The sequence below is a fragment of the Shewanella baltica genome, assembly GCF_900456975.1.
Taxonomy (GTDB): Bacteria; Pseudomonadota; Gammaproteobacteria; order Enterobacterales; family Shewanellaceae; genus Shewanella; species Shewanella baltica.
This window is the reverse complement of record NZ_UGYM01000002.1, coordinates 3,330,227-3,352,447: the sequence shown is the minus strand read 5'-3', so window position 1 is coordinate 3,352,447 and position 22,221 is coordinate 3,330,227. Positions and strand designations below refer to the sequence as shown.

At 46.7% G+C, this 22,221-nt stretch carries 25 protein-coding genes; 22 read left to right on the top strand and 3 right to left on the bottom strand.

The features are described from left to right. The first annotated feature begins 6 nt into the window (after positions 1-6). The 8 genes from DYH48_RS15065 (at position 7) to DYH48_RS15030 (ending at position 5,863) form a co-directional block, all read left to right on the top strand. Positions 7-807: a sulfite exporter TauE/SafE family protein gene (locus tag DYH48_RS15065; protein WP_006080764.1), complete on the top strand. Its 801-nt coding sequence runs from the start codon at positions 7-9 to the stop codon at positions 805-807. A 42-nt stretch (positions 808-849) separates the two neighbouring features. Next, the gene (lgt, locus tag DYH48_RS15060; protein WP_115335241.1) at positions 850-1,659 is read left to right on the top strand and encodes a prolipoprotein diacylglyceryl transferase; all 810 of its coding nucleotides are present in this window, start codon (positions 850-852) and stop codon (positions 1,657-1,659) included. Beyond that, positions 1,656-2,450, top strand: coding sequence for a thymidylate synthase (gene thyA / locus DYH48_RS15055; RefSeq protein WP_006085062.1), 795 nt, complete (start codon positions 1,656-1,658; stop codon positions 2,448-2,450). Before lgt ends, thyA begins: the two co-directional genes overlap by 4 nt. 117 nt (positions 2,451-2,567) lie before the next feature. Continuing rightward, the gene (gene nhaA / locus DYH48_RS15050; RefSeq protein WP_006080767.1) at positions 2,568-3,737 is read left to right on the top strand and encodes a Na+/H+ antiporter NhaA; all 1,170 of its coding nucleotides are present in this window, start codon (positions 2,568-2,570) and stop codon (positions 3,735-3,737) included. 2 nt (positions 3,738-3,739) lie between these two features. Next, the gene (locus DYH48_RS15045; protein ID WP_006080768.1) at positions 3,740-4,126 is read left to right on the top strand and encodes a hypothetical protein; all 387 of its coding nucleotides are present in this window, start codon (positions 3,740-3,742) and stop codon (positions 4,124-4,126) included. A gap of 73 nt (positions 4,127-4,199) precedes the next feature. Continuing rightward, positions 4,200-5,108 carry a transcriptional activator NhaR gene (gene nhaR, locus DYH48_RS15040; RefSeq protein WP_006085064.1) on the top strand — a complete coding sequence of 303 codons (909 nt, stop codon included), beginning with the start codon at positions 4,200-4,202 and terminating at the stop codon, positions 5,106-5,108. Between the two features lie 85 nt (positions 5,109-5,193). Then, positions 5,194-5,442 carry an FAD assembly factor SdhE gene (locus tag DYH48_RS15035; protein WP_006080770.1) on the top strand — a complete coding sequence of 83 codons (249 nt, stop codon included), beginning with the start codon at positions 5,194-5,196 and terminating at the stop codon, positions 5,440-5,442. Continuing rightward, on the top strand, positions 5,423-5,863 hold the full coding sequence (locus DYH48_RS15030; RefSeq protein ID WP_012088602.1) for a protein YgfX: 441 nt from the start codon (positions 5,423-5,425) through the stop codon (positions 5,861-5,863). The genes DYH48_RS15035 and DYH48_RS15030 overlap by 20 nt, the downstream gene beginning before the upstream one ends. 59 nt (positions 5,864-5,922) lie before the next feature. On the opposite strand, the gene nadB is transcribed toward DYH48_RS15030, so the two are convergent. Then, positions 5,923-7,536, bottom strand: coding sequence for an L-aspartate oxidase (nadB, locus tag DYH48_RS15025; protein WP_006080772.1), 1,614 nt, complete (start codon positions 7,534-7,536; stop codon positions 5,923-5,925). Positions 7,537-7,725: 189 nt separating this feature from the next. On the opposite strand from nadB, the gene rpoE reads away from it, so the two are divergent. The 12 genes from rpoE to DYH48_RS14965 all read left to right on the top strand — a co-directional run bounded on the left by rpoE (position 7,726) and on the right by DYH48_RS14965 (position 17,814). Further along, positions 7,726-8,304, top strand: a complete 579-nt coding sequence (gene rpoE, locus DYH48_RS15020; protein WP_006080773.1) for an RNA polymerase sigma factor RpoE — start codon at positions 7,726-7,728, stop codon at positions 8,302-8,304. Between the two features lie 41 nt (positions 8,305-8,345). Next, a complete protein-coding gene (locus DYH48_RS15015; protein WP_006080774.1) occupies positions 8,346-8,972 on the top strand; it encodes a sigma-E factor negative regulatory protein in 627 nt (208 codons plus the stop codon). 12 nt (positions 8,973-8,984) lie between these two features. Next, on the top strand, positions 8,985-9,917 hold the full coding sequence (locus tag DYH48_RS15010; RefSeq protein ID WP_006080775.1) for a MucB/RseB C-terminal domain-containing protein: 933 nt from the start codon (positions 8,985-8,987) through the stop codon (positions 9,915-9,917). A 10-nt stretch (positions 9,918-9,927) separates the two neighbouring features. Beyond that, on the top strand, positions 9,928-10,401 hold the full coding sequence (locus DYH48_RS15005) for a SoxR reducing system RseC family protein (RefSeq protein ID WP_006080776.1): 474 nt from the start codon (positions 9,928-9,930) through the stop codon (positions 10,399-10,401). 166 nt (positions 10,402-10,567) lie between these two features. Then, positions 10,568-12,358, top strand: a complete 1,791-nt coding sequence (gene lepA / locus DYH48_RS15000; RefSeq protein ID WP_006080777.1) for a translation elongation factor 4 — start codon at positions 10,568-10,570, stop codon at positions 12,356-12,358. A 182-nt stretch (positions 12,359-12,540) separates the two neighbouring features. Continuing rightward, the gene (gene lepB / locus DYH48_RS14995) at positions 12,541-13,458 is read left to right on the top strand and encodes a signal peptidase I (protein WP_006085066.1); all 918 of its coding nucleotides are present in this window, start codon (positions 12,541-12,543) and stop codon (positions 13,456-13,458) included. 1 nt (position 13,459) lies between these two features. Continuing rightward, entirely contained in the window at positions 13,460-14,140 is a 681-nt protein-coding gene (rnc, locus tag DYH48_RS14990; RefSeq protein ID WP_115335240.1) for a ribonuclease III, read from the top strand. Then, positions 14,137-15,153 (top strand): GTPase Era, encoded by a 1,017-nt coding sequence (gene era, locus DYH48_RS14985; protein WP_006080780.1) that lies wholly within the window; start codon positions 14,137-14,139, stop codon positions 15,151-15,153. Before rnc ends, era begins: the two co-directional genes overlap by 4 nt. Positions 15,154-15,181: 28 nt before the next feature. Further along, positions 15,182-15,892: a DNA repair protein RecO gene (gene recO, locus DYH48_RS14980; protein ID WP_115335239.1), complete on the top strand. Its 711-nt coding sequence runs from the start codon at positions 15,182-15,184 to the stop codon at positions 15,890-15,892. Positions 15,893-15,962: 70 nt separating this feature from the next. After that, positions 15,963-16,700: a pyridoxine 5'-phosphate synthase gene (pdxJ, locus tag DYH48_RS14975; RefSeq protein WP_011846170.1), complete on the top strand. Its 738-nt coding sequence runs from the start codon at positions 15,963-15,965 to the stop codon at positions 16,698-16,700. Continuing rightward, positions 16,700-17,083 (top strand): holo-ACP synthase, encoded by a 384-nt coding sequence (gene acpS, locus DYH48_RS14970; RefSeq protein ID WP_115335238.1) that lies wholly within the window; start codon positions 16,700-16,702, stop codon positions 17,081-17,083. Before pdxJ ends, acpS begins: the two co-directional genes overlap by 1 nt. Positions 17,084-17,292: 209 nt before the next feature. After that, on the top strand, positions 17,293-17,814 hold the full coding sequence (locus DYH48_RS14965) for an Mpo1 family 2-hydroxy fatty acid dioxygenase (RefSeq protein WP_115336148.1): 522 nt from the start codon (positions 17,293-17,295) through the stop codon (positions 17,812-17,814). A 100-nt stretch (positions 17,815-17,914) separates the two neighbouring features. Here DYH48_RS14965 and DYH48_RS14960 read toward each other — a convergent pair whose 3' ends face one another. Continuing rightward, entirely contained in the window at positions 17,915-19,189 is a 1,275-nt protein-coding gene (locus DYH48_RS14960) for an HlyC/CorC family transporter (RefSeq protein WP_006080785.1), read from the bottom strand. Between the two features lie 99 nt (positions 19,190-19,288). Next, positions 19,289-20,077, bottom strand: coding sequence for a cytochrome C assembly family protein (locus tag DYH48_RS14955; protein ID WP_006080786.1), 789 nt, complete (start codon positions 20,075-20,077; stop codon positions 19,289-19,291). 289 nt (positions 20,078-20,366) lie between these two features. On the opposite strand from DYH48_RS14955, the gene ffh reads away from it, so the two are divergent. Together ffh and rpsP are read left to right on the top strand one after the other, a co-directional pair. Continuing rightward, positions 20,367-21,740, top strand: coding sequence for a signal recognition particle protein (gene ffh, locus DYH48_RS14950; protein WP_006080787.1), 1,374 nt, complete (start codon positions 20,367-20,369; stop codon positions 21,738-21,740). 218 nt (positions 21,741-21,958) lie between these two features. Then, positions 21,959-22,210, top strand: coding sequence for a 30S ribosomal protein S16 (rpsP, locus tag DYH48_RS14945; protein ID WP_006080788.1), 252 nt, complete (start codon positions 21,959-21,961; stop codon positions 22,208-22,210). The last annotated feature ends 11 nt before the right edge of the window (positions 22,211-22,221 follow it).

The following is a 22,221-nucleotide window of genomic DNA, read 5'->3' as shown; positions in this document are numbered from 1 at the left end:
ACTCGTGTGGATAGTTTGTTGTCGGTGTTTTTTATTTGCTTAGCATTAGGCGCATTTGTCGGCTTTATGGCAGGGTTATTAGGTATCGGTGGCGGCTTAATTGTAGTGCCTGCACTGCTCTATATTCTGCCCTCGGTCGGTATTAGTTCTGCTCAGTTACCCCATATTGCGATTGCCACTTCGCTGGCGGCCATTATTCTCACTTCTATCTCATCGACGCGAGCGCACCATAAGCGTGGAAATATTCCTTGGGATTTATTCAAGACGATGTTGCCTGGGATTATTCTTGGGGCATTAACCTCAGGTTTTATTGCCGAACGTATCTCCGCTGCCGCTTTGCAGCAGGGCTTTGCGATATTTGTGGTGTTGATGTCGATTCAGATGGCTTATCCCTTTAAAGCTGAATCGAATCGTGAGCTACCCAGCGCGCCGATATTATTTGTTGTGGCCGCGTTAGTTGCGATGATCGCAGGATTGATGGGCATCGGCGGCGGGGTATTGTTAGTGCCGTTTTTAACCTTCTTTGGTCTGCAGATGCGTTACGCCGTTGGGTTTTCGGCGGCGACGGGTTTGTTGATCTCCCTCTCGGGCAGTTTAGGTTATATCATCGCGGGCTTTAATGCGCCCGAGTTACCCTATGGCACCTTAGGTTTTATCTATTTACCCGCCTTGTTTGGTTTAGTGATCACTTCTGTCTTGATGGCGCCTGTGGGCGTAAAAGCGGCGAGCACTTGGCCAACATCGGTACTTAAAAAGATATTTGCACTGTTACTTCTGTGTGTCGGCCTTAAGTTAATTCTGACCTAGTTTTTATGTTTACCTCTGTTTGAGGCTGCTAATGGATGTGTTATGGCGTTGAGTTTCCCCAATATCGATCCCGTGATCGTATCATTTGGACCGTTTAATCTGTTTGGACAAAGCTTTGAACCTGCGCTGCGTTGGTATGGTTTTACCTATTTAGTCGGATTTGTCGCGGCAATGTGGTTGCTGAATCGACAAGCCGACCGCTCAAAGGGAGTATGGTCGCGGGAGCAAGTTTCAGATTTACTCTTTTATGGTTTTCTTGGGGTGATATTGGGCGGGCGTGTCGGTTATGTGCTTTTTTATCATTTCGATTATTTCCTCGCCAGCCCTATGTATTTGTTTAAAATCTCCGAAGGCGGCATGTCCTTCCACGGCGGTTTGATGGGCGTAATTGCGGCGATGATTTATATCGCCTGGAAACAAAAGCGCACCTTCTTTGCGGTCGCCGATATGGTGGCACCTGTGGTGCCTATCGGTCTAGGCGCAGGGCGTATTGGTAACTTTATTAATGGTGAACTCTGGGGCCGAACCACAGACGTGCCATGGGGCATGGTGTTTCCAACAGGAGGCCCCGATCCGCGTCATCCTTCTCAGTTGTACCAATTTGCACTTGAAGGTGTGGCGCTATTCCTATTACTTTACTGGTTTAGTAAACGTACCGATAAAGTCGGTGCCGTCTCTGGTATGTTCTTAGTCGGTTACGGTATTTTCCGTATTATGGTTGAAACGGTGAGACAACCCGATGCACAGTTGGGACTCTACTGGGGATTGATGACCATGGGTCAGATACTGTCTATCCCTATGGTGTTAATCGGTTTGTACTTGATTTTTCGTAAGCAAGGTAAGCAGCAATGAAACAGTATTTAGACTTAATGAAGCACATCTTAGCCGAAGGTGTGGATAAATCGGATCGCACAGGTACGGGGACTCGCTCAGTATTTGGCTATCAAATGCGCTTCGATTTGAGCAAAGGTTTTCCTTTGGTAAGCACCAAGAAATGCCACATGCGCTCTATCATCCACGAATTGCTGTGGTTCCTGAAGGGTGAAACTAACGTTGCCTATTTACGCGAAAACAAGGTCAGTATTTGGGATGAATGGGCCGATGACAATGGCGATTTAGGACCGGTTTATGGTGCCCAGTGGCGTAGCTGGCCAACCCAGAGTGGCGATGCTATCGATCAGATTTCACAAGTTATTGCCCAGATAAAATCTCAGCCTGATTCTCGCCGCCTTATCGTTTCTGCGTGGAACGTGGGCGAGCTGGATAAAATGGCCTTGGCGCCATGCCACGCGTTTTTCCAGTTCTATGTGGCTGATGGCAAATTATCTTGTCAGCTGTATCAGCGCAGCTGTGATGTGTTTCTAGGTTTGCCATTTAACATCGCCAGTTATGCTTTGTTAACTATGATGGTGGCCCAGCAATGTGACTTGGCCTTAGGTGATTTCGTGTGGACGGGGGGCGATACCCATTTATATTCAAACCATATGGAACAAACGGCATTGCAGTTAAGTCGTGAGCCAATGCCATTGCCAACCATGACGATTTTACGTAGACCTGAATCAATTTTTGATTATCAATTCGACGATTTCGAGCTAACAAACTACGCTCCACATCCCCATATCAAAGCACCTGTCGCCGTGTAATGTGCATTTTTTCGACCAATACCTCGGAATAACCGAGGTGTTAGGTCGAAACTTACGATTATATTTGTTGTTACAATTCGTCTACACTCAATTCATTATGATTTTTAGGAGTGCACGATGGAAAAAGCAATTAGAAATTTTCTGAGCCAAGAATCGGCTGGCGGTATCCTATTATTGGTTGCTGTTGCCTTAGCTATGCTGATGGCCAATTCCCCTTTATCTGGACTTTATCAAGGCTTTTTAGGTACTGACGTACAAGTTAAAATTGGCGAGCTCGATATTCATAAGCCGTTAATTCTGTGGATCAACGATGGCCTGATGGCCGTATTCTTTTTGCTTATTGGTTTAGAAGTTAAACGTGAGTTACTCGAAGGCGCCTTATCGAGTGTCGCTCAAGCCTCTCTGCCTACCTTTGCGGCCATTGGCGGCATGTTAGTCCCTGCTGGGGTGTACTTACTGTTTAACTATGGCGATCCGGTCACACAAGCGGGCTGGGCGATTCCTGCCGCGACGGATATTGCGTTTGCTTTAGGTATTATGGCGCTGCTTGGGAGCCGCGTTCCCGTTTCACTGAAAGTCTTCTTACTTGCTTTAGCGATTATTGATGACTTAGGTGTCATAGTGATTATCGCGCTGTTCTACAGCACCGACCTATCAACCATCAGTTTAGTGATTGCCAGTTTAGCGATTGCGGGTTTGGTTGGGTTAAACCGCAAAGGGGTCACCTCACTTTTGCCCTATGGCATTTTAGGATTAATCCTTTGGGTCGCCGTACTTAAGTCTGGAGTGCATGCGACTCTGGCTGGTGTCATCATCGCTTTCTGTATTCCATTACGGGCAAAGGATGGCAGCTCACCTTCAGAAGGCTTAGAGCACAGTTTGCACCCTTGGAGCACCTTCTTCATTCTGCCAGTGTTCGCTTTCGCCAATGCGGGTGTTTATGTCGGCAATATGAATTTGGAGACGTTAATTTCTCCGGTACCTGTCGGTATTGCACTGGGCCTGATGTTAGGTAAACCCATTGGTGTGATGGTGTTTAGCTATATTGCGGTGAAACTTAAACTCGCTCAGTTACCCGATGGCGTAGGTTGGAAGCAAATTGCCCCAGTCGCGGCCATGTGCGGTATTGGTTTTACTATGTCTATGTTTATTGCGTCGTTAGCCTTTGAACATGCAGACCCTATGTACGGTGACTTAGCACGCCTAGGAACCTTAATCGGTTCGATTATGGCGGCGCTAGTCGGGTATTTCTGGTTATCAAAAGTGTTACCTAATAAAGGAGTATAACTATGATAAAGTTGAAATTAATGGGAATGGCAACACTCTTATGTCTATCGACAACCGCGACGGCATCGCAAATATCGGCCTGTAATCAGGATGCGAACTCGAAGACCTGCCAAAGCTATCTTGAAGGGATAGTCGATGGCGCTCTGATGTTTAAATCTGATTCCTTAGGGGCGAGATTAGAAACCAATGGTTATGAATCAAGGGCGCTTAAATATCGCGGCGGTAAACGTTTCCAAGAGGCGAATCGGACCTATTGCGCTGAACGTATCCCTGAACGTCATGTTTTAGTGTCAGGTGTCACTGAAGCGGTAAGTCTGGGTAATGCGACTGATTTGGAGCAATTACAAGGCATAGTCACAAACTTGCTTGATTGCCAGCGTTTGCAATAAACTGATTTAAAACAATAGGTTTATAATCCCTCTGCGCCTTGGGCGTATGAGGGACGATTCACACTGGATGAGCATGCTGCACTTGAATTACAACCACCTGTATTATTTTTGGATGATTAAGAAAAAGGGCTCGGTTGCTAAGGCGGCCGAAGCCCTCTGTTTAACGCCGCAAACGATAACTGGGCAAATTCGTGCCCTAGAAGACAGGTTGAATGGCAGTTTATTCAAGCGAGTAGGGCGGACACTGGAAGCCACTGAGTTAGGTGAGTTGGTATTTCGCTACGCAGATAAGATGTTTAGTCTTAGCTACGAAATGCTCGATTTACTTAACTATCAAAAAGATGATGCGATGCTTTTCGAAGTGGGTATAGCCGATGCTTTGTCTAAAGCCTTAGTTAGCCGTGTCTTGTTATCCGTCGTCCCCAATGACAGTTCTATGCATTTAGCTTGCTATGAGGCGACCCACGAAAGCCTGATGGCGCGTTTGCGTGAGCATAAACTGGATATGATCCTCTCCGATTGTGCTGGTGAATCACTGAAGTATCCCGAAATCTTATCTAAAAAGTTGGGCGAGTGTGGTGTGAGTTTTTTCTCCGCAGATACTTATAGCGCTGATTTCCCCGCCTGTTTAGAGCAAGGCCAGCTATTAATCCCCGGCCGCAGAACCTCACTTGGACAGCAGTTATATCGCTGGTTTGACGAACAAAATCTTAAAGTCAGTATCTTGGGTGAGTTCGACGATGCGGCCATGATGAAGGCCTTTGGTTACCTTAAACGGGGGATTTTTGTCACGCCGTCGATTTATCGCCAAGAAGTGATTTCCCATGGGATGAATTTGCTCGGTGAAACCACGGATGTGAAAGAGGAATACCATGTGATGTTTGCCGAACGTATGATCCAACATCCTGCGGTAAAGCGCTTGTTGGACACAGATTTCAGCGATCTCTTTGCGGGACGCGATATGCAAGTCCAACAATGCTAATTTTGTGAGCCAATGTGAAGGGTTAATCGACACTTTAGTCACTGAACTGATAGACTAATGCCAAATCTGTGTTGGGAGAAATACCTTGGAATTAATGAACATCGCAAGGGTTCGCTGGGCATGTCGCCGCGGGATGCTAGAATTAGACGTTTTATTTCAACCTTTTGTTGAAAATTTCTATCAAGAAATGTCCGATGAAGATAAAACTGTGTTTATCCGTTTGTTGGAATGTGAAGATCCCGAATTGTTTGCATGGTTTATGGGCCATGAAGTGTGCCCTGATGCTGAGCTCGCGCGTATGGTAGTGAAAGTCCGTGGAAGACCGGCACCATAGTTTCAGCGTAAAAGCCTCCTTCGACCAACGACTCTCGTTGGTCGTTTTTATTTGTGTCTGTGCTAGCTCATTTCTGCTCTGGCCTCAAAGCGACAATCTCGCCTTATCCCTGCTTAAATATCTGTTTATCCTGCTAGTTTGTATTTTCTTGCTATCACAGTTGTGGCGACTGCAGCATTGGCGTTTAGATTTTGTGCTTAGTGATAAAGGCGTGGGACGTTTGTCAACGGGTGAGCACTTTCAGGTATTAAAGCGAACTTGGGTGACGCCCTTTGTTTGCTTGATGTACATCGAAGTGGATACTCAGTTACGGCTCTTGATGGTTTGGGCGGATATGTTAGACGATACTGACTATCGGCATTTATGTCGGCTGTTGCTGCGGGCTAAAATAAAACAGACTAAACCTCATACCGAGATTTAGTCTGTTTTCAGCAAGCCAAATAAGAACCTAAGCCTATAAACACATAAGAACTTAAGCGGTTACTTTTCTGGTAATAAAATTGTTGGGCGCGGCGCGTCTAATTTCTCTGGATGGTCAATATTAAAATGCAGACCACGGCTTTCTTTACGTTCCATGGCACAGCGAATAATCAACTCGGCCACTTGCACTAAGTTACGTAATTCGAGCAAGTTATTGCTGACTCTGAAGTTACTGTAATACTCCTGAATTTCTTGCTGTAACATCAGGCAGCGGCGCAGTGCACGCTCCAGACGTTTATCCGAGCGCACAATCCCGACGTAGTCCCACATGAATAACCGCAGTTCGTGCCAGTTATGGGCGATGACCACTTCTTCGTCCGAGTTAGAGACTTTACTTTCATCCCATGCTGGAATTTGTCCCGGCATTTGAATTTTATACAGCTGGCTCTCTATATCATGTGACGCCGCACGGGCAAACACTAAACATTCGAGTAGCGAGTTACTCGCCAGACGATTCGCGCCATGTAAGCCCGTATAGGCCACTTCACCAATGGCATAGAGGCCATTGAGATCGGTTTGACCGTGCATATCTGTCATCACACCACCGCAGGTATAGTGCGCGGCAGGCACGACAGGGATCGCATCTTTAGTGATATCAATTCCCAGCTCTAAGCAACGGCTATAGATGGTCGGGAAATGCTTCATCACAAAGTCAGCATCTTTATGGCTGATATCCAGATACACGCAATCGGCACCGAGACGTTTCATCTCATAATCGATGGCGCGGGCAACGATGTCACGGGGAGCGAGTTCAGCGCGTTCATCAAAGTCCGGCATAAAACGGCTGCCATCTGGACGACGCAGGTACGCACCTTCACCACGCAGGGCTTCGGTGAGTAAGAAGTTGCGCGCATCGGCATGGTACAAACATGTCGGATGGAATTGGTTGAACTCCATATTCGCCACGCGGCAACCTGCACGCCATGCCATGGCAATACCATCGCCGCTAGCGACATCGGGGTTTGAAGTATATTGATAAACCTTAGAGCTACCGCCTGTTGCTAACGCAACAAACTTGGCCTTAACGGTTTCGACGTGTTCTTCGTTGCGATTCCACACATAAGCGCCTAACACACGATTACCTGGGCGATTTAACTTACGAGTGGTGATGAGGTCGATGGCGTTATAGCGTTCTAAAACTTGAATATTGGGGTGGGCGAGTGCGCGTTCTTGCAGCGTTGTTTGCACTTCTTTACCTGTGGCATCGGCAGCGTGCAGAATACGTCTGTGGCTATGGCCGCCTTCACGGGTTAAATGGTAAGGTGCGTCTTTTGCATTACCGTCAGTGGTTTCTTCTTTATCGAAGGCGACGCCACATTCGATAAGCCATTGCATCGCACTCTTAGCATTTTCAGCGGTAAAAGTGACGACGTCTTTGTCGCATAAACCCGCACCTGCGATTAATGTGTCTGCAACATGGGATTCGATAGTGTCACTTTCGTCGAAGACGGAGGCGATACCGCCCTGGGCGTAGTAAGTCGACCCTTCCGAGAGTGGGCCTTTTGAAAGCAGAATTACTTTTGCTTTTTCAGCAAGATGCAAAGCTAGTGTCAGACCTGCGGCACCGCTACCTATGACTAATATGTCAGATTGGTGTTCAACTACTTGTTTCATCGGGTATCATGATGTGACTGAAGAGTGCCAACTATGGTAAACCAACTCACGGATTATGGGTACTTTCCTTTTAACCTTACTTTTTTGTATATTTTTTAGAACTTTTTCAAAGTACGCGAGTCTACATAAGTGAATATGATTCGAGCGACTGAGAAATCAGCATTTTAGATTTAGGAGAAGTCGGCTCGGATGAGTGGACAATTAAGTGATCAACAATTAGTTGAGCGCGTACAACAAGGTGATAAAAACGCTTTTAACCTGTTAGTGCTTAAATATCAAAGTAAAGTCATTAGCTTGATATCCCGTTATGTACGGAACCAAGCGGACGTTGCCGATGTCGCACAGGAAGCGTTTATCAAAGCTTATCGAGCTTTGCCAAACTTTCGCGGTGAAAGTGCATTTTATACTTGGTTGTACCGCATCGCAGTAAACACTGCGAAGAATTATCTCGTATCACAGGGGCGCAGAACGCCCGCTAATGATGTTGATGCAGAAGATGCCGAATATTATGAAGGTAGTGACGCGCTGAAGGAGTTCGCCTCCCCAGAACGGCTATTGTTATCGGAAGAAATCAAAAAAGTGATTTTCGATACCTTAGAAACGCTGCCAGAAGAATTACGAATGGCCATCTCGTTGCGTGAACTTGATGGAATGAGTTACGAAGATATTGCCATAGTCATGGATTGCCCCGTAGGGACCGTAAGATCGCGTATCTTCCGAGCTCGAGAGGCAATCGATAAAAAGCTCCAGCCGTTGCTGGAAGCCTAAATTCTTATTTTAAGAAACCCTTATATTTAGACAGGTGAAAAATGGATAAATTAGGTCAAGAATGGGTATCTGCCGCAGTCGATGGAGAGACTGATGCGCAGACCATGGCAGAGTTATCTGCTGATACACATTCACATGATAAATGGCATAACTATCATATGATAGGCGATGCCATGCGTGGCGAGTTGCCGCAGAATATTGTGTTAGATCTCTCTGCTAGCATTGCCGCCGCCATTGAGCTTGAGCCAGCGATAGTTGCGCCTAAGCATCATGCGTCTAAGGTTGCTGCACCTGTAACCCCGCAAATTGCCGCCAATGCGCAGCAAAACCGCGTCGTACCTTTGTTTAAGCAATTTGGCCAATATGCCATTGCTGCGACGGTTGCTATGTTTGCGATTGTTGGTGTGCAGAATTACAATCAGAGCGCCGATGATGCCGCGTCACCATCGCCCGTATTGATTACCAGACCGCTAATTGGTAGCGCATCACCTGTGAGCCTACAAACGGGTCCAGTTCAACAGAATCAAGGTTATACCAATGATCAGGTGAACGAGCAGCGTCGCCGAATTAATACTTATATTCAAGATCATATGTTGCAACAACGATTGAATACCGGTGCGGTTGTAGAGGACAATACCGAGGTCGTACCCGTTCCGGTCAATCAATAACGAGGAGTTAGCTTGCGTCTAATCCTGTTGGCTTTATTAGCCTTGGTCTTTCCTGCGATGGCGCAGGAAGATATGCCTGCCAAAGTCTGGCTCGAGAAAATGAGTCAGGCCTTACGAGAGAAAGAGTTTAAAGCATCGATTATTCAACTTCAGGCCGATCATATTCGGCCTTTGGTTTACCTGCACGGTAAGGTGAATAATCAAGAAGTTGCCTTTCTAGAATACCTTAACGGTCCACCTAAAAATGCTGTGCGTGTCGGCAATCGTGTCACCTTTATTGAGCACGACGAGCCTGCATACAGTATTGTTTCTAATCATATCCAAGGTGTTTGGCCTGCCGCTTTTTCTGCCAATATGGCGGATTTAGAAGTGGGTTATCAGTTTGTGCTTGGTGGTCGCACCCGTATTGCTGGGCGCCCGGGGCAAATGATCCGCCTGTTGCCCAATGATGAATTCCGTTATGGCTTTCAAATTTGGCTTGATATGGAAACTTATCTGCCGCTGCGATACGACATGCTGACTCAAGATAAGCAATTGCTTGAGCAGATCATGGTGATTGAACTCATCGAATTCAGCGAGCCGCCAGCCATTTTGCAAGAAGCCTATAAGCAAGAATGGCCTGCAGTTATCGATCAAGCCGAGCGCCAAGACGGTCAAAACTGGCAATTTGCTTGGTTACCCGCAGGTTTTACTGTGGTCGTGCGTGATCACCATAGATTGATTGGTAGCCATGAGGCGGTGGAATACATAGCACTAACTGATGGGCTAGCGAGTATCTCCGTTTATGTTGCGAGAGCAAGTACAAGTCCATTGCCTGAGGAGTTAATCACCCGTAATGGTTTGTCGTTAGTCTCAGAAAAAGTGGGTAATGCCGAAGTGGTTGCTGTGGGTAAAGTGCCGACAGAAACTCTAACGCGCATTGCTAAAAGTCTGACGCTAGAATAGGACGCCGATTATGATGGAAGAAATTGCCCGAGTCGTCGCCAGTGATAGCCAAGGCTGGTTGACGGTTGAAGTCGAACTTAAGAGTACCTGCAAGAGCTGCAGTAACAGTGAGTCTTGCGGGACTTCTGCTGTTGCTCAGGCTTTTTCCTCGAAAACCCAGCAATTTTCGATTCAGAGTGAGCGCCGCTGCGAGGCGGGTGAGTTACTCAAACTAGGACTTCCCGAGAGCGTAATCCTCAAAGCTGCGGCATTAATCTATTTAATGCCGCTGTTTGGTTTGTTTGTTGGCGCTGCGTTAGGCCAATTTTTAGGCCAGTTGCTTGAGTTTAATCCTAACCTAGGTGCCATGGGCTTTGCGGCCGTTGGTGCCTTGCTTGCGTGGTCTTTTGGTAAGCAACAGGCCAAACGCTTAGAAGTCGATGCTCAACCTGTGATTTTGGCCTATTTGGGCATGAGCATCAATTTACAAGAATTAGCTCAATAATTTCAATGTGTTATTTTTTATCAAATAACAGCTAACTGCGGTTTTGGGCGTTGTTTTATCGGTCTGTCCTAAGTAGGAGTGAATGTGATTGGTATTGAAACCGCAATCAGGTACAATTTCGCTCCTTTGAACCGTATCCATTTTCAGTATTAGTCATTGCAGCATAATGAAACAAATTAGAAACTTCTCAATTATTGCCCATATCGACCATGGTAAATCGACGCTATCAGATCGTCTTATTCAGGTTTGTGGCGGTTTAACCGACCGTGAAATGGATGCTCAAGTTTTAGATTCTATGGATCTAGAACGTGAGCGTGGTATTACGATTAAGGCACAAAGTGTCACTTTGGATTACAAAGCTAAAGATGGCCTTGTCTATCAACTCAACTTTATTGATACCCCAGGTCACGTTGACTTCTCCTATGAGGTCTCGCGATCATTAGCAGCCTGTGAAGGCGCTTTGCTGGTGGTTGATGCGGGTCAGGGCGTTGAAGCTCAGACACTGGCAAACTGTTACACCGCGCTGGATATGAATCTAGATGTGGTACCTATTTTAAACAAGATTGACTTACCACAAGCCGATCCAGAACGTGTTGCTGCCGAGATTGAAGATATCGTCGGTATCGATGCCATGGATGCTGTGCGTTGCTCGGCTAAAACCGGTGTCGGTGTCGACGAGGTTTTAGAAGTCATTGTTGCCAAAATTCCACCGCCAGAAGGCGATCCTAACGCACCATTGCAAGCCTTGATCATCGATTCTTGGTTTGATAACTACCTAGGCGTAGTGTCTTTAGTGCGAATTAAACACGGTAGCCTGAAAAAAGGTGACAAGTTTAAGGTGATGTCTACAGGACAAAACCACACTGCAGATCGCGTCGGTATTTTCACCCCAAAACAAACTGATAAAACCGAACTTAAAACCGGTGAAGTAGGCTTTGTGATTGCGGGTCTGAAAGAAATTCACGGCGCGCCTGTGGGCGATACATTAACTTTAGCCAAAAACGGTGCTGAAAAGCCGTTACCTGGTTTTAAGAAAGTGAAGCCACAGGTATACGCTGGCGTATTCCCGATTTCTACCGACGAATATGAAAACTTCCGTGATGCGCTGAATAAGCTCAGCCTGAACGATGCGTCATTATTCTTCGAACCAGAAAGTTCATCGGCACTCGGTTTTGGTTTCCGCATTGGCTATTTAGGCCTGCTGCACATGGAAATCGTCCAAGAGCGTTTAGAGCGTGAATACAACCTAGAGTTGATCACTACAGCGCCAACCGTAGTGTACGAAGTGGTGATGACCAGCGGTGAAACGATTTACGTTGATAACCCGTCTGATCTACCAGCGATTAACAACATCGAAGAAATGCGTGAGCCGATTGTTGAGGCCAACATTTTAGTGCCAAAAGAATACTTAGGTAACGTGATTACCTTGTGTATTGAAAAACGTGGCACGCAAGTGAACATGGTTTACCACGGTAACCAGGTGGCTGTGACGTATCATCTGCCAATGGCGGAAGTGGTCATGGACTTCTTCGACCGTTTGAAATCCACTAGCCGTGGTTATGCATCACTCGAATATAACTTTATTCGTTTCGATCCTGCAGACATGGTGCGTTTAGATATTCTCATCAACGGCGACAGAGTTGATGCCTTGGCTATGGTTATCCATAGATCCAACATTCGTCACCGTGGTTTAGCCTTAGTCGATAAGATGAAAGAGCTGATCCCGCGTCAGATGTTTGATATCGCGATTCAAGCGGCTGTGGGCAGTCAAATTATTGCTCGTTCAACCGTGAAAGCCCTGCGTAAAGACGTAACGGCTAAATGTTATGGCGGCGACGTTTCTCGTAAGAAAAAACTCTTAAATAAACAAAAAGAGGGTAAGAAACGGATGAAGCAAGTGGGTAACGTTGAGGTGCCACAGGAGGCATTCTTAGCGGTACTTAAGCTAAACGAGTAATCGTTAGCATAGAAATGACCATTTAGTTGACTATTGCGCCGCTGTTTGCGGCGCTTTAGTTAGGTTATCGTATTGGTTTATCACTTTGGTTTACCAAGGTCGAATACGGTAAGTTAACTAAAGTATGATATTCGCTGAGTTAGGCACCTTTAAATGATTTTAAAGCAGGAGTTCAATAAGCAATGGCAGCGTATTTTTCCATTATTCTAGTGCTAATCACCCTGATCTCGGGACTTATTTGGTTAGTCGACGTGCTCGCATTCGCCCCTAAGCGTCGTGAGAGTTTAGCGTTAGCCAAGGCCTCGCAAGCGACGTTAACCGAAGAAGCCGAGTACCAAATCATTCGTGAGTCGACCATAGTCGAAACCGCGCACTCTATTTTCCCTGTGATTGCCTTTGTGTTGATCCTGCGTTCATTCATTTATGAACCATTTCAAATCCCATCGGGTTCTATGATGCCAACCCTCTTAGTAGGTGACTTCATTCTGGTGGAAAAATTCAGTTATGGGCTTAAAGATCCCGTATGGCGCACTAAACTGGTTGAAACCGGCGAGCCCAAACGCGGTGATGTGATCGTGTTTAAATACCCTGAAAACCCGACAATTGACTACATCAAACGTGTTGTCGGTTTACCGGGTGATAGAATTATTTACCGTAATAAGCAGTTGATGATCCAGAAGGCCTGTGGCGTTGAGCAAACAGATTGCCCAGAACCACAAGTTATCGCCCGCACTGAAATCAGTCGTGGTGATTACAGCCAAGATGGCGTGCCATTACTGCGTTACACGGAGCAACTGGGCGAAGTCGCCCACGATATTTTGATCAACCCAAGTCGTCCCGACATGCTGGGATATTTTAAGCGCGAAGGTAATTTACCCGCGGGTGAGTTTTTAGTGCCTGAAGGCCATTACTTTGCCATGGGTGATAACCGCGATAACAGCACCGACAGTCGTTTCTGGGGCTTTGTGCCAGAAGAAAACCTAGTCGGTAAAGCGGTAGCGATTTGGATTAGTTTTGAATTTGACCGCTCAAAAGCCGACTTCCTCCCAACTTGGGTACCGAGCGGCGTGCGTTTTGAGCGTGTAGGTGGAATTAAATAGCATGGAACCGATTAAAAATTTGCCACGTTTGTGTCGTACTTTAGGTTATGAGTTCAAGAATATTGAGCTGTTGACTCAAGCGCTGACCCACAGAAGTGCGGCAAATAAACACAATGAACGCTTAGAGTTTTTAGGTGATTCAATTTTATCTATTGTGATTTCTGATGCCTTATATCATCAGTTTCCGAAGGCAACCGAAGGCGATTTAAGCCGGATGCGCGCTACCTTAGTGCGCGGTGATACCTTAACGATCATCGCCCAAGAATTTAAGCTCGGCGATTATTTATATCTTGGTCCTGGTGAATTAAAAAGTGGCGGATTTAGACGCGAGTCGATTCTTGCCGATGCGGTTGAAGCCATTATTGGCGCCGTTTATCTTGATTCCGATCTCGAAGTGTGCCGTGCATTACTGCTGAAATGGTATGCCGAGCGTTTGGCCGACATCCAACCCGGGATCAGCCAGAAAGACGCGAAAACCTTACTGCAAGAACATTTACAAGGGTTTAAAAAGCCGCTGCCTGATTACCAAGTAATCAACATAGAAGGCGATGCCCACGATCAGACATTTACCGTTGAATGTCGTATTGAAGACTTGAGCCAAAGCGTCATTGGTGTGGCGAGTTCACGCCGTAAAGCCGAGCAAATCGCGGCCGCTCAAGTATTGGAGTTACTAAAGAAATGACCAAAAAAACAGACTTGTCAGGTATCGATGCTGCAAAAGCGGCAACTGAGCCGAGTTTAGATGAATTACTGGCAAGGATGAATGCGGCCGCGCCAACGCCGTCGGCCCAATACGATGTCACTTATTGCGGCATGGTGGCGATCATTGGTCGCCCTAACGTCGGTAAATCGACGTTAATCAACCGTTTGCTTGGGCAGAAGGTGAGTATTACTTCTAAAAAGCCGCAAACGACGCGCCACCGTATTATGGGTATTCATACCGATGGTCCTAAGCAAATTGTGTTTATCGATACACCGGGTTTGCACATTGAAGAGCAGCGGGCGATTAACCGCCTGATGAACCGCGCTGCGGCCAGTTCACTTGCCGATGTCGCTATGGTCATTTTCGTGGTTGATGGCATGACGTGGACCGCTGATGATGAGATGGTGCTCAGCAAGTTACGCCGTGGCGGCGAAGAGCGTCAGACGATTCTGGCGATCAACAAAGTCGACAATATTAAAGACAAAGAATCACTATTCCCGTATTTGGAAGAAGTCGCCAAAAAATATCCTTTCGATGAAATTTTGCCGATTTCAGCCAGCAAGGGCACTAACGTCCAGCGAATTTTAGAGCTGGCAGCAGCGTCGATTCCTGAGGGACCTTTCTTCTTCCCTGAAGATTATGTTACTGACCGTTCGCAACGTTTTATGGCGTCGGAAATCGTGCGTGAAAAACTGATGCGCTTCCTAGGTGATGAATTACCCTATGATGCGACGGTTGAGATCGAACAGTTTAAGATGATGGAAAATGGCGTTTATCAAATCAATGCCCTGATCCTCGTTGAGCGTGAAGGCCAGAAACGTATGGTGATCGGTAGCAAGGGCGAACGTATTCGTACTATTGCGACTCAAGCCCGCTTAGACATGGAAACCTTGTTTGATAATAAAGTCTTCCTTGAAGTGTGGGTGAAAGTGAAATCTGGTTGGGCCGATGATGAACGCGCCCTGCGTAGCTTAGGTTACGGCGACGATTAAGCATTAATTCCAGCGAGCGCGCTTACCGATGAAACGTGGTTATGTTCTGCATCATCGTCCGTATCGAGAGTCCAGTGTCTTAGTTAACCTCTTAGTTGACTGCATTGGACGGGTCGATGTCGTTGCCCGAACCGGTAGCGGTAAGCGCTCTATCAAGAGTATTCTCCAGCCCTTTCAACCGCTGATCTTCGAATTTAGCGGTAAGTCTGAATTAAAAACCTTAACTCAAGTCGAAGCCGCTGCGCCTGCTGTGCCTCTATCTGGCCAAAGTTTGTTTGCTGGCATGTATATCAATGAGTTATTGGTTCGCACTTTGTCTGTGCAGCACAACGCCGAAGAGTTGTTCCTCATTTATCATCAAGCCTTAGTCGGCCTTGCCGCGAAGTTTTGCCAATCCCAACTGCGTTATATTGAGCTCGCCTTGCTGAGAGAATTAGGTTTTATGCCTTCGCTTAGCCGCGATACTCAGGGCGAACCACTCGTTGCTGAAGATTATTACCAGCTCGTGCCTGAGTTAGGCTTTCAATTTGTGCTCAACTCCCGTGCTCGCAACGCCTATCAAGGTGCCATGTTGACGGCGCTTAACGATAACCAACTCACCGATGTGCATTTTTTGAGCGCTAAGTTATTGATGCGCTCCCTGTTAAAGCCATTACTTGGGACTAAACCTTTGCTGAGTCGACAATTGTTCGTCAGCGCTGCCACGCCAACCAAGATTGATGGGAATAATTCGCCCTAGCTCCTGTTTTTTTATGTAAGCCTAAGTACAATAAGCCGCAATATCAGCGTTCAACATTAAGGAGTTCCCGATGAGCCGTATCTTATTGGGCGTGAATATCGACCATATTGCTACTCTGCGTCAGGCGCGTGGCACCAGTTATCCTGATCCCGTGCATGCTGCCGCCGTTGCTGAGCATGCTGGCGCCGATGGCATCACTATCCATTTGCGTGAAGACAGACGCCATATCATAGACCGCGATGTGTATTTGTTGGCAAAAACCTTGAAAACCCGCATGAATTTCGAATGTGCGGTGACCGAAGAAATGCTTAACATCGCCTGTGAAATTAAGCCGACCTATGTCTGTTTAGTGCCAGAAAAACGTCAAGAAGTCACTACTGAAGGCGGTTTAGATGTGGCGGGGCAGTTAGATAAAATCACTGCTGCGGTTACTCGTTTAGCCGCTGAGGGCATTCAAGTTTCCTTATTTATTGATGCCGATAAAACCCAAATCGATGCCGCTGTTGCCTCTGGCGCACCGCTTATCGAAATCCACACTGGCTGTTATGCCGATGCGAAAACGGAAGCACAAGAAGCCACTGAGTTAGCGCGTATTAGCGAAATGGCCAAATACGCCCATGGCAAAGGTTTAGTGGTTAATGCGGGTCATGGTTTGCATTATCACAATGTGAAACCGATTGCGGCGATTCCTGAGTTATATGAACTCAATATCGGCCATGCGATTGTCGCACGTGCCGCCATTGACGGTTTAGCGACAGCAGTGAAAGACATGAAAGTGTTAATGCTTGAAGGTCGTCGAGGCGAATAATGGCGATTGTCGGCCTAGGCACAGATATCGTCGAGATTGAGCGTATTCAGGCGCATGTGGCGCGCGCAGGCAACAAGCTGGCTAAACGTGTGCTGACCGAGGCTGAGTTGGCCATTTATACTGCCCATAGTCAGCCAAGCCGTTATCTTGCCAAGCGTTTTGCCGCCAAAGAAGCTGCAGCCAAAGCGCTCGGTACGGGCATTGGCCGCGGCGTGTCGTTTCAGCATATTCACATTGGCAACAATGAGGATGGTGCGCCAACGATTCACTTTACCGAGGGGGCGCTTACGCGCTTACAGCAGCTTAAAGCGACGGTTGGGCATATCTCTATTGCCGATGAAAAATCCTATGCGATTGCGACGGTAATCATAGAGTCTCAATAAACCCGAGTTGGTGTCTGTCGGCGGTAAAAAAGGAACCTTAGGGTTCCTTTTTTCATTTCTGGATGGGTATCAAAATAAGTACCAAACAATAAAGTGCAACAATTCGTTTACTTTTACTGTTCAGCTTAATTGTTTTGCGCTAGTTTATGGCTTGCGCGTCGCTCAATTTGGCGCAGTTAAAAGCAGGGGCAAATGAAGAGGAACCCAAAATGAAATCCGCCGCAGAGCAGTTATCGACCTACAAAAGTGTGCATTTAAATCATCGTAATATTCAGACCCATTTTATTGGTATCCCACTGATTATTTGGTCTGCTTTCTTGTTGCTGGCCACTGTACGTATTCCGCTGGGCAGTCTGGATGAGACCAGTTTAGCCGTGATTGTCGGCGTGTTAGTGTCGGCCTACTATGTCCGTTTACACTTAAGGCTCTCAATGGGGCTGATCTTATTTATGGTTCCTGTACTGCTCACAACTGAATGGGCGGCGCATATTGCCGGTGCCACTTGGCTTGCCCTAGGGGTATTTGTGGTGGGCTGGGTGTTCCAGTTAATTGGCCATAAATATGAAAAAGCCAAGCCTGCCTTTGTAGATGATTTGAATCAGTTATTAATTGGGCCATTCTTCTTGATGGCGGAAGTGTATTTTATGTTGGGCTTAGAAAAGACGCTCAATGATCAGATAACGCCGATGGCGATTGAAAAGCGCCGGGCACTTGAGGCTAAAAAGATTTAACTCGTTACATCACTTGGGAAAAGTATTGCTCGGGGGAGCAGTCGGCCGAACGACATATTAGTATGTGGTTCGGCCGATTTTTTATGGGGAAAATCGAAAGCTAAGCTCTAGGCGGGTGATAATGCAGCGGTATGATACGCACGGTTTTAATCATATTTTCCGCCACATCGATAATCTCTAAGGGATAACCGGCTAAACGTAAACTGGTGTTAGCTGAGGGGATTTCCTCTAGGTATTCTAGGATCAGACCGTTGAGGGTTTTAGGGCCGTCGGTCGGGAAGTTCCACTTCATTTCTTTATTCAAATCGCGAATGGTAATGCTGGCATCGACTAAGTAACTGCCATCTTGCTGCACTTTGATATCTTCACTCGGCGTGGTTAACATTGAAGTAGTAAAGTCGCCGACAATCTCTTCGAGAATATCTTCGAGCGTCACTAGACCTTGAATGTCACCATATTCATCAACCACTAAGCCGATACGCTCTTTGTTCTGTTGGAAGTTAGCCAGCTGTACATTGAGCGGCGTACCTTCTGGCACAAAGTAGAGTTCTTTCACTGCGCGCAGCAGAGATGACTTGCTGAATTGCTCTTTAGATTGTAATCGCAGGGCATCGCGCAAATGAATAAAGCCCACCGCATCGTCAACTGTGTCGCGATACACTAACACTCTGGTATGTGGACTTTGGATCACCTGACGATTGATGACTTTAAATTCGTCATTAACGTTAATCCCGTAGATATCCGAGCGCGGCACCATAATGTCTTCAACGGTGACTTTCTCTAAATCTAGGATGGATAACAGCATTTCTTGGTGACGTTGGGGGATAAGTGCCCCAGCTTCATGTACGACAGTGCGCAACTCTTCTTGGCTTAACGCATCGCTGCTATTGACGGTTTTAATTCCCATCAAACGTAAAAAGCCTGACGTGATGAGGTTAACGCCTTTCACGAAGGGCGCTAATAGGATCAACAACCAGCGCAGCAGTATGCTGGAGGGGAAGGCAATACGTTCGGGATTTAGTGCGGCGATGGTTTTGGGGGTGACTTCAGCAAATACCAATACAACGAGTGTCAGCACACCGGTAGCGATGGCGACACCTAAGTCCCCCCAGAGGCGCATACCAATAATAGTGGCGATAGCCGATGCTAAAATATTGACTAAGTTATTGCCGATTAAGATCAAACCAATCAAACGGTCAGGACGCTCAAGCAACTTCAAAGCTCTAATCGCTCCTTTATGGCCATTGCTGGCTAAGTGGCGTAGACGGTAACGGTTGAGTGTCATCATGGCGGTTTCTGAGCCTGAGAAATAGGCAGAGAATAGGATAAGCACTAGTAAAACGATCAGGAGTGCGCTTGTCGATATAGCGTCCAAAAAAGGCTCCAATATGGCCAGTAAACTTAAGTAAATACCGACATTTAAAAAAAGTGTCAAGTCGGCAGCGGCATTAACTGCCTTTGCCGACTTAAATGTTTAGTTGAGGATTAACTCTTTGACAATGCGCGCGCCAAAATAAGCGAGCGAAAGTAAGGTGGCGCCAGTCAAAGTGTAAATGACTGCGGTACGAATTTTACAGCCGACCCAATACTGTTGCCACAACATAGTAATGTATACAAACCAAGCCATTATCGACAGGATTGCCTTATGACCTTTGCCATCTGCAAACATGTCTTCAAGGAAGATAAAGCCGGTTGCGAGTGACAAACTGAGCAAGATAACGCCGATAATCACTAAATGATAAAGTTGTTTCTCAACTGTCATCAGTGGCGGAATGCCTGGGCTCAGCATAAATTGTTTTTTCTTCAGCTTATTTTGGATCATCGCCAGTTGTATCGCATACAGGGCGGCAATCATCAGGGCACTGTAGGCCATGAGTGACAATACGACGTGGGCTAATACTTCAGGATAAAGCTCAAAATGCGTGATGAACTTAGGCGGCAATAACCAGAGCAGGGCCACCGAGAGCACAGAGCAGGCGTAAACCACGGGCACTACGACGATCACCTTCAGCCTGAACATCAACACAGTAAAAGTAAAGGCGATAATCCAGTTCACTAAGGAAATCACGTTCGTCAGGCTAAAGTTTTGCCCATCTGTGGTGAAAATCACTTGGGATAATGCAGCAGCATGCAGAATGACCGCAATGGCCGCTATGCCTGCGACGGCGCGGCGATTCGGACCGTCGGGGTGGAACAATCGACTCGTCACTAGTACCAATGCAATGCAATAAAAAAACATGGCTGAGGCAGAAAAGATGACCATGGGTAATTAACCTATTTGTGTAGTTAAAGGTGCCTTATAAACGGGGCATACAGATCAATATTTTCCCTAGAATAACATGAGCTGTCGGCAAATGGGCAGTGACATGAGTTGCAAAATTTAGCAGATTCTTATTGTTAGGGTTAAATAGTGTGTTAACGACAATAAAACATGACTCAGCGCAAGTAAAACACTTAACCACAATCAAGATGGGTGCAGCAGTAGCATAATGCGCATGCATCGTTATAATACAGCCCATCAATCGAGATTCTTAAAGGTATAGAACAGGACGATGTTTGAGAACCTAACCGACAGACTGTCACGCACACTGAAAAATATCAGTGGCCGTGGTCGCTTAACTGAAGAAAACGTTAAGGAAACCCTGCGCGAAGTGCGTATGGCACTGCTGGAGGCCGATGTTGCCCTGCCTGTGGTGCGCGAATTCGTTAATAATGTAAAAGAACGTGCCGTTGGCCAAGAAGTATCTAAAAGCTTAAGCCCAGGTCAAGCCTTCATTAAGATAGTTCAAAGTGAACTTGAAAAATCCATGGGCGAGGCGAATGAAGCCTTAGATTTAGCCACTCAGCCGCCAGCCGTGATCATGATGGCGGGTCTGCAAGGTGCGGGTAAAACTACCAGTGTGGCCAAACTGGGTAAATTTTTACGCGAACGCCATAAAAAATCGGTATTGGTGGTCAGTGCCGACGTTTACCGCCCTGCGGCGATCAAACAGCTTGAGACGTTAGCGCAAGAAGTCGCGGTGGAGTTTTTCCCATCGGACGTCAGCCAAAAGCCAATCGACATTGCGAAAGCGGCGATTGCCCACGCTAAATTAAAGTTCATCGATGTGGTGATCCTCGATACCGCGGGTCGTCTGCACGTCGACGAAGCCATGATGGACGAGATCAAAGGCTTACACGCTGCGGTCAAGCCTATCGAGACCTTGTTCGTTGTGGATGCTATGACAGGTCAAGATGCGGCGAACACGGCTAAGGCGTTTAACGAAGCTTTGCCACTGACAGGGGTTATCTTAACCAAAGTCGATGGTGATGCACGTGGTGGTGCAGCGTTATCGATTCGCCATATTACTGGCAAGCCAATTAAATTCCTCGGTGTCGGTGAAAAAACCGATGCGTTAGAACCGTTCCATCCCGATCGTATTGCTTCGCGTATTTTGGGTATGGGCGATGTGTTATCGCTGATCGAAGAAGTTGAGCGCGGCGTCGATAAAGAAAAGGCCATGAAACTGGCTTCGAAAGTGAAGCAGGGTGGCAGTTTCGATTTAGAAGATTTCCGTGAGCAGTTACAGCAAATGAAAAACATGGGCGGCATGATGAATATGCTGGAAAAACTGCCCGGTGTGGGTCAATTGCCACCAGAAGCATTAGCGCAAATCCAAGATGGCAAGATGACAGGCCAAATGGAGGCCATCATTAATTCGATGACGTCCAAAGAGCGTAAGAACCCTGATTTAATCAAGGGCTCACGCAAGCGTCGTATTGCTGCGGGTTCTGGCACGCAAATCCAAGACGTAAACCGTTTATTGAAACAGTTTACGCAAATGCAAAAGATGATGAAAAAAATGTCTGCTAAGGGCGGCATGCAAAAAATGATGCGCGGAATGCGTGGCATGATGCCGCCTGGAATGAAATTTCCAGGCCGTTAATCGGACATTTTTAGTTAAACCTAGCACTTTATCAGTCGGTTGACTCTGGTAACAATGAACCGCTAACGAAGGACGCAGGCGTAATAATCGCCATCTTTGGTTGCATTAGTTGGAAACTCAGGTAAAATCTTCCGGCTTTCTATCTGGGACTCTTCGCGAACACGGGGTTCCAGTTTTTATTTTTGCTTCAAAGCAAATCATTAGAGGATTGAAAACGCATGGTTACCATTCGTTTAGCTCGTGGCGGCGCAAAAAAGCGTCCATTTTACAACATCGTTGTTGCTGATAGCCGTAACGCTCGTGACGGTCGTTTCATTGAGCGTGTAGGTTTCTTCAACCCATTGGCCCGTGGCCAAGAAGAAACATTACGTTTAGACCTAGCTCGCGTTGAGCACTGGGTTTCTAACGGTGCAGCTGCTACAGAACGCGTAGCAAAATTGATCAAAGACGCTCGTAAAGCAACTGCTTAATAGCGTTAAGG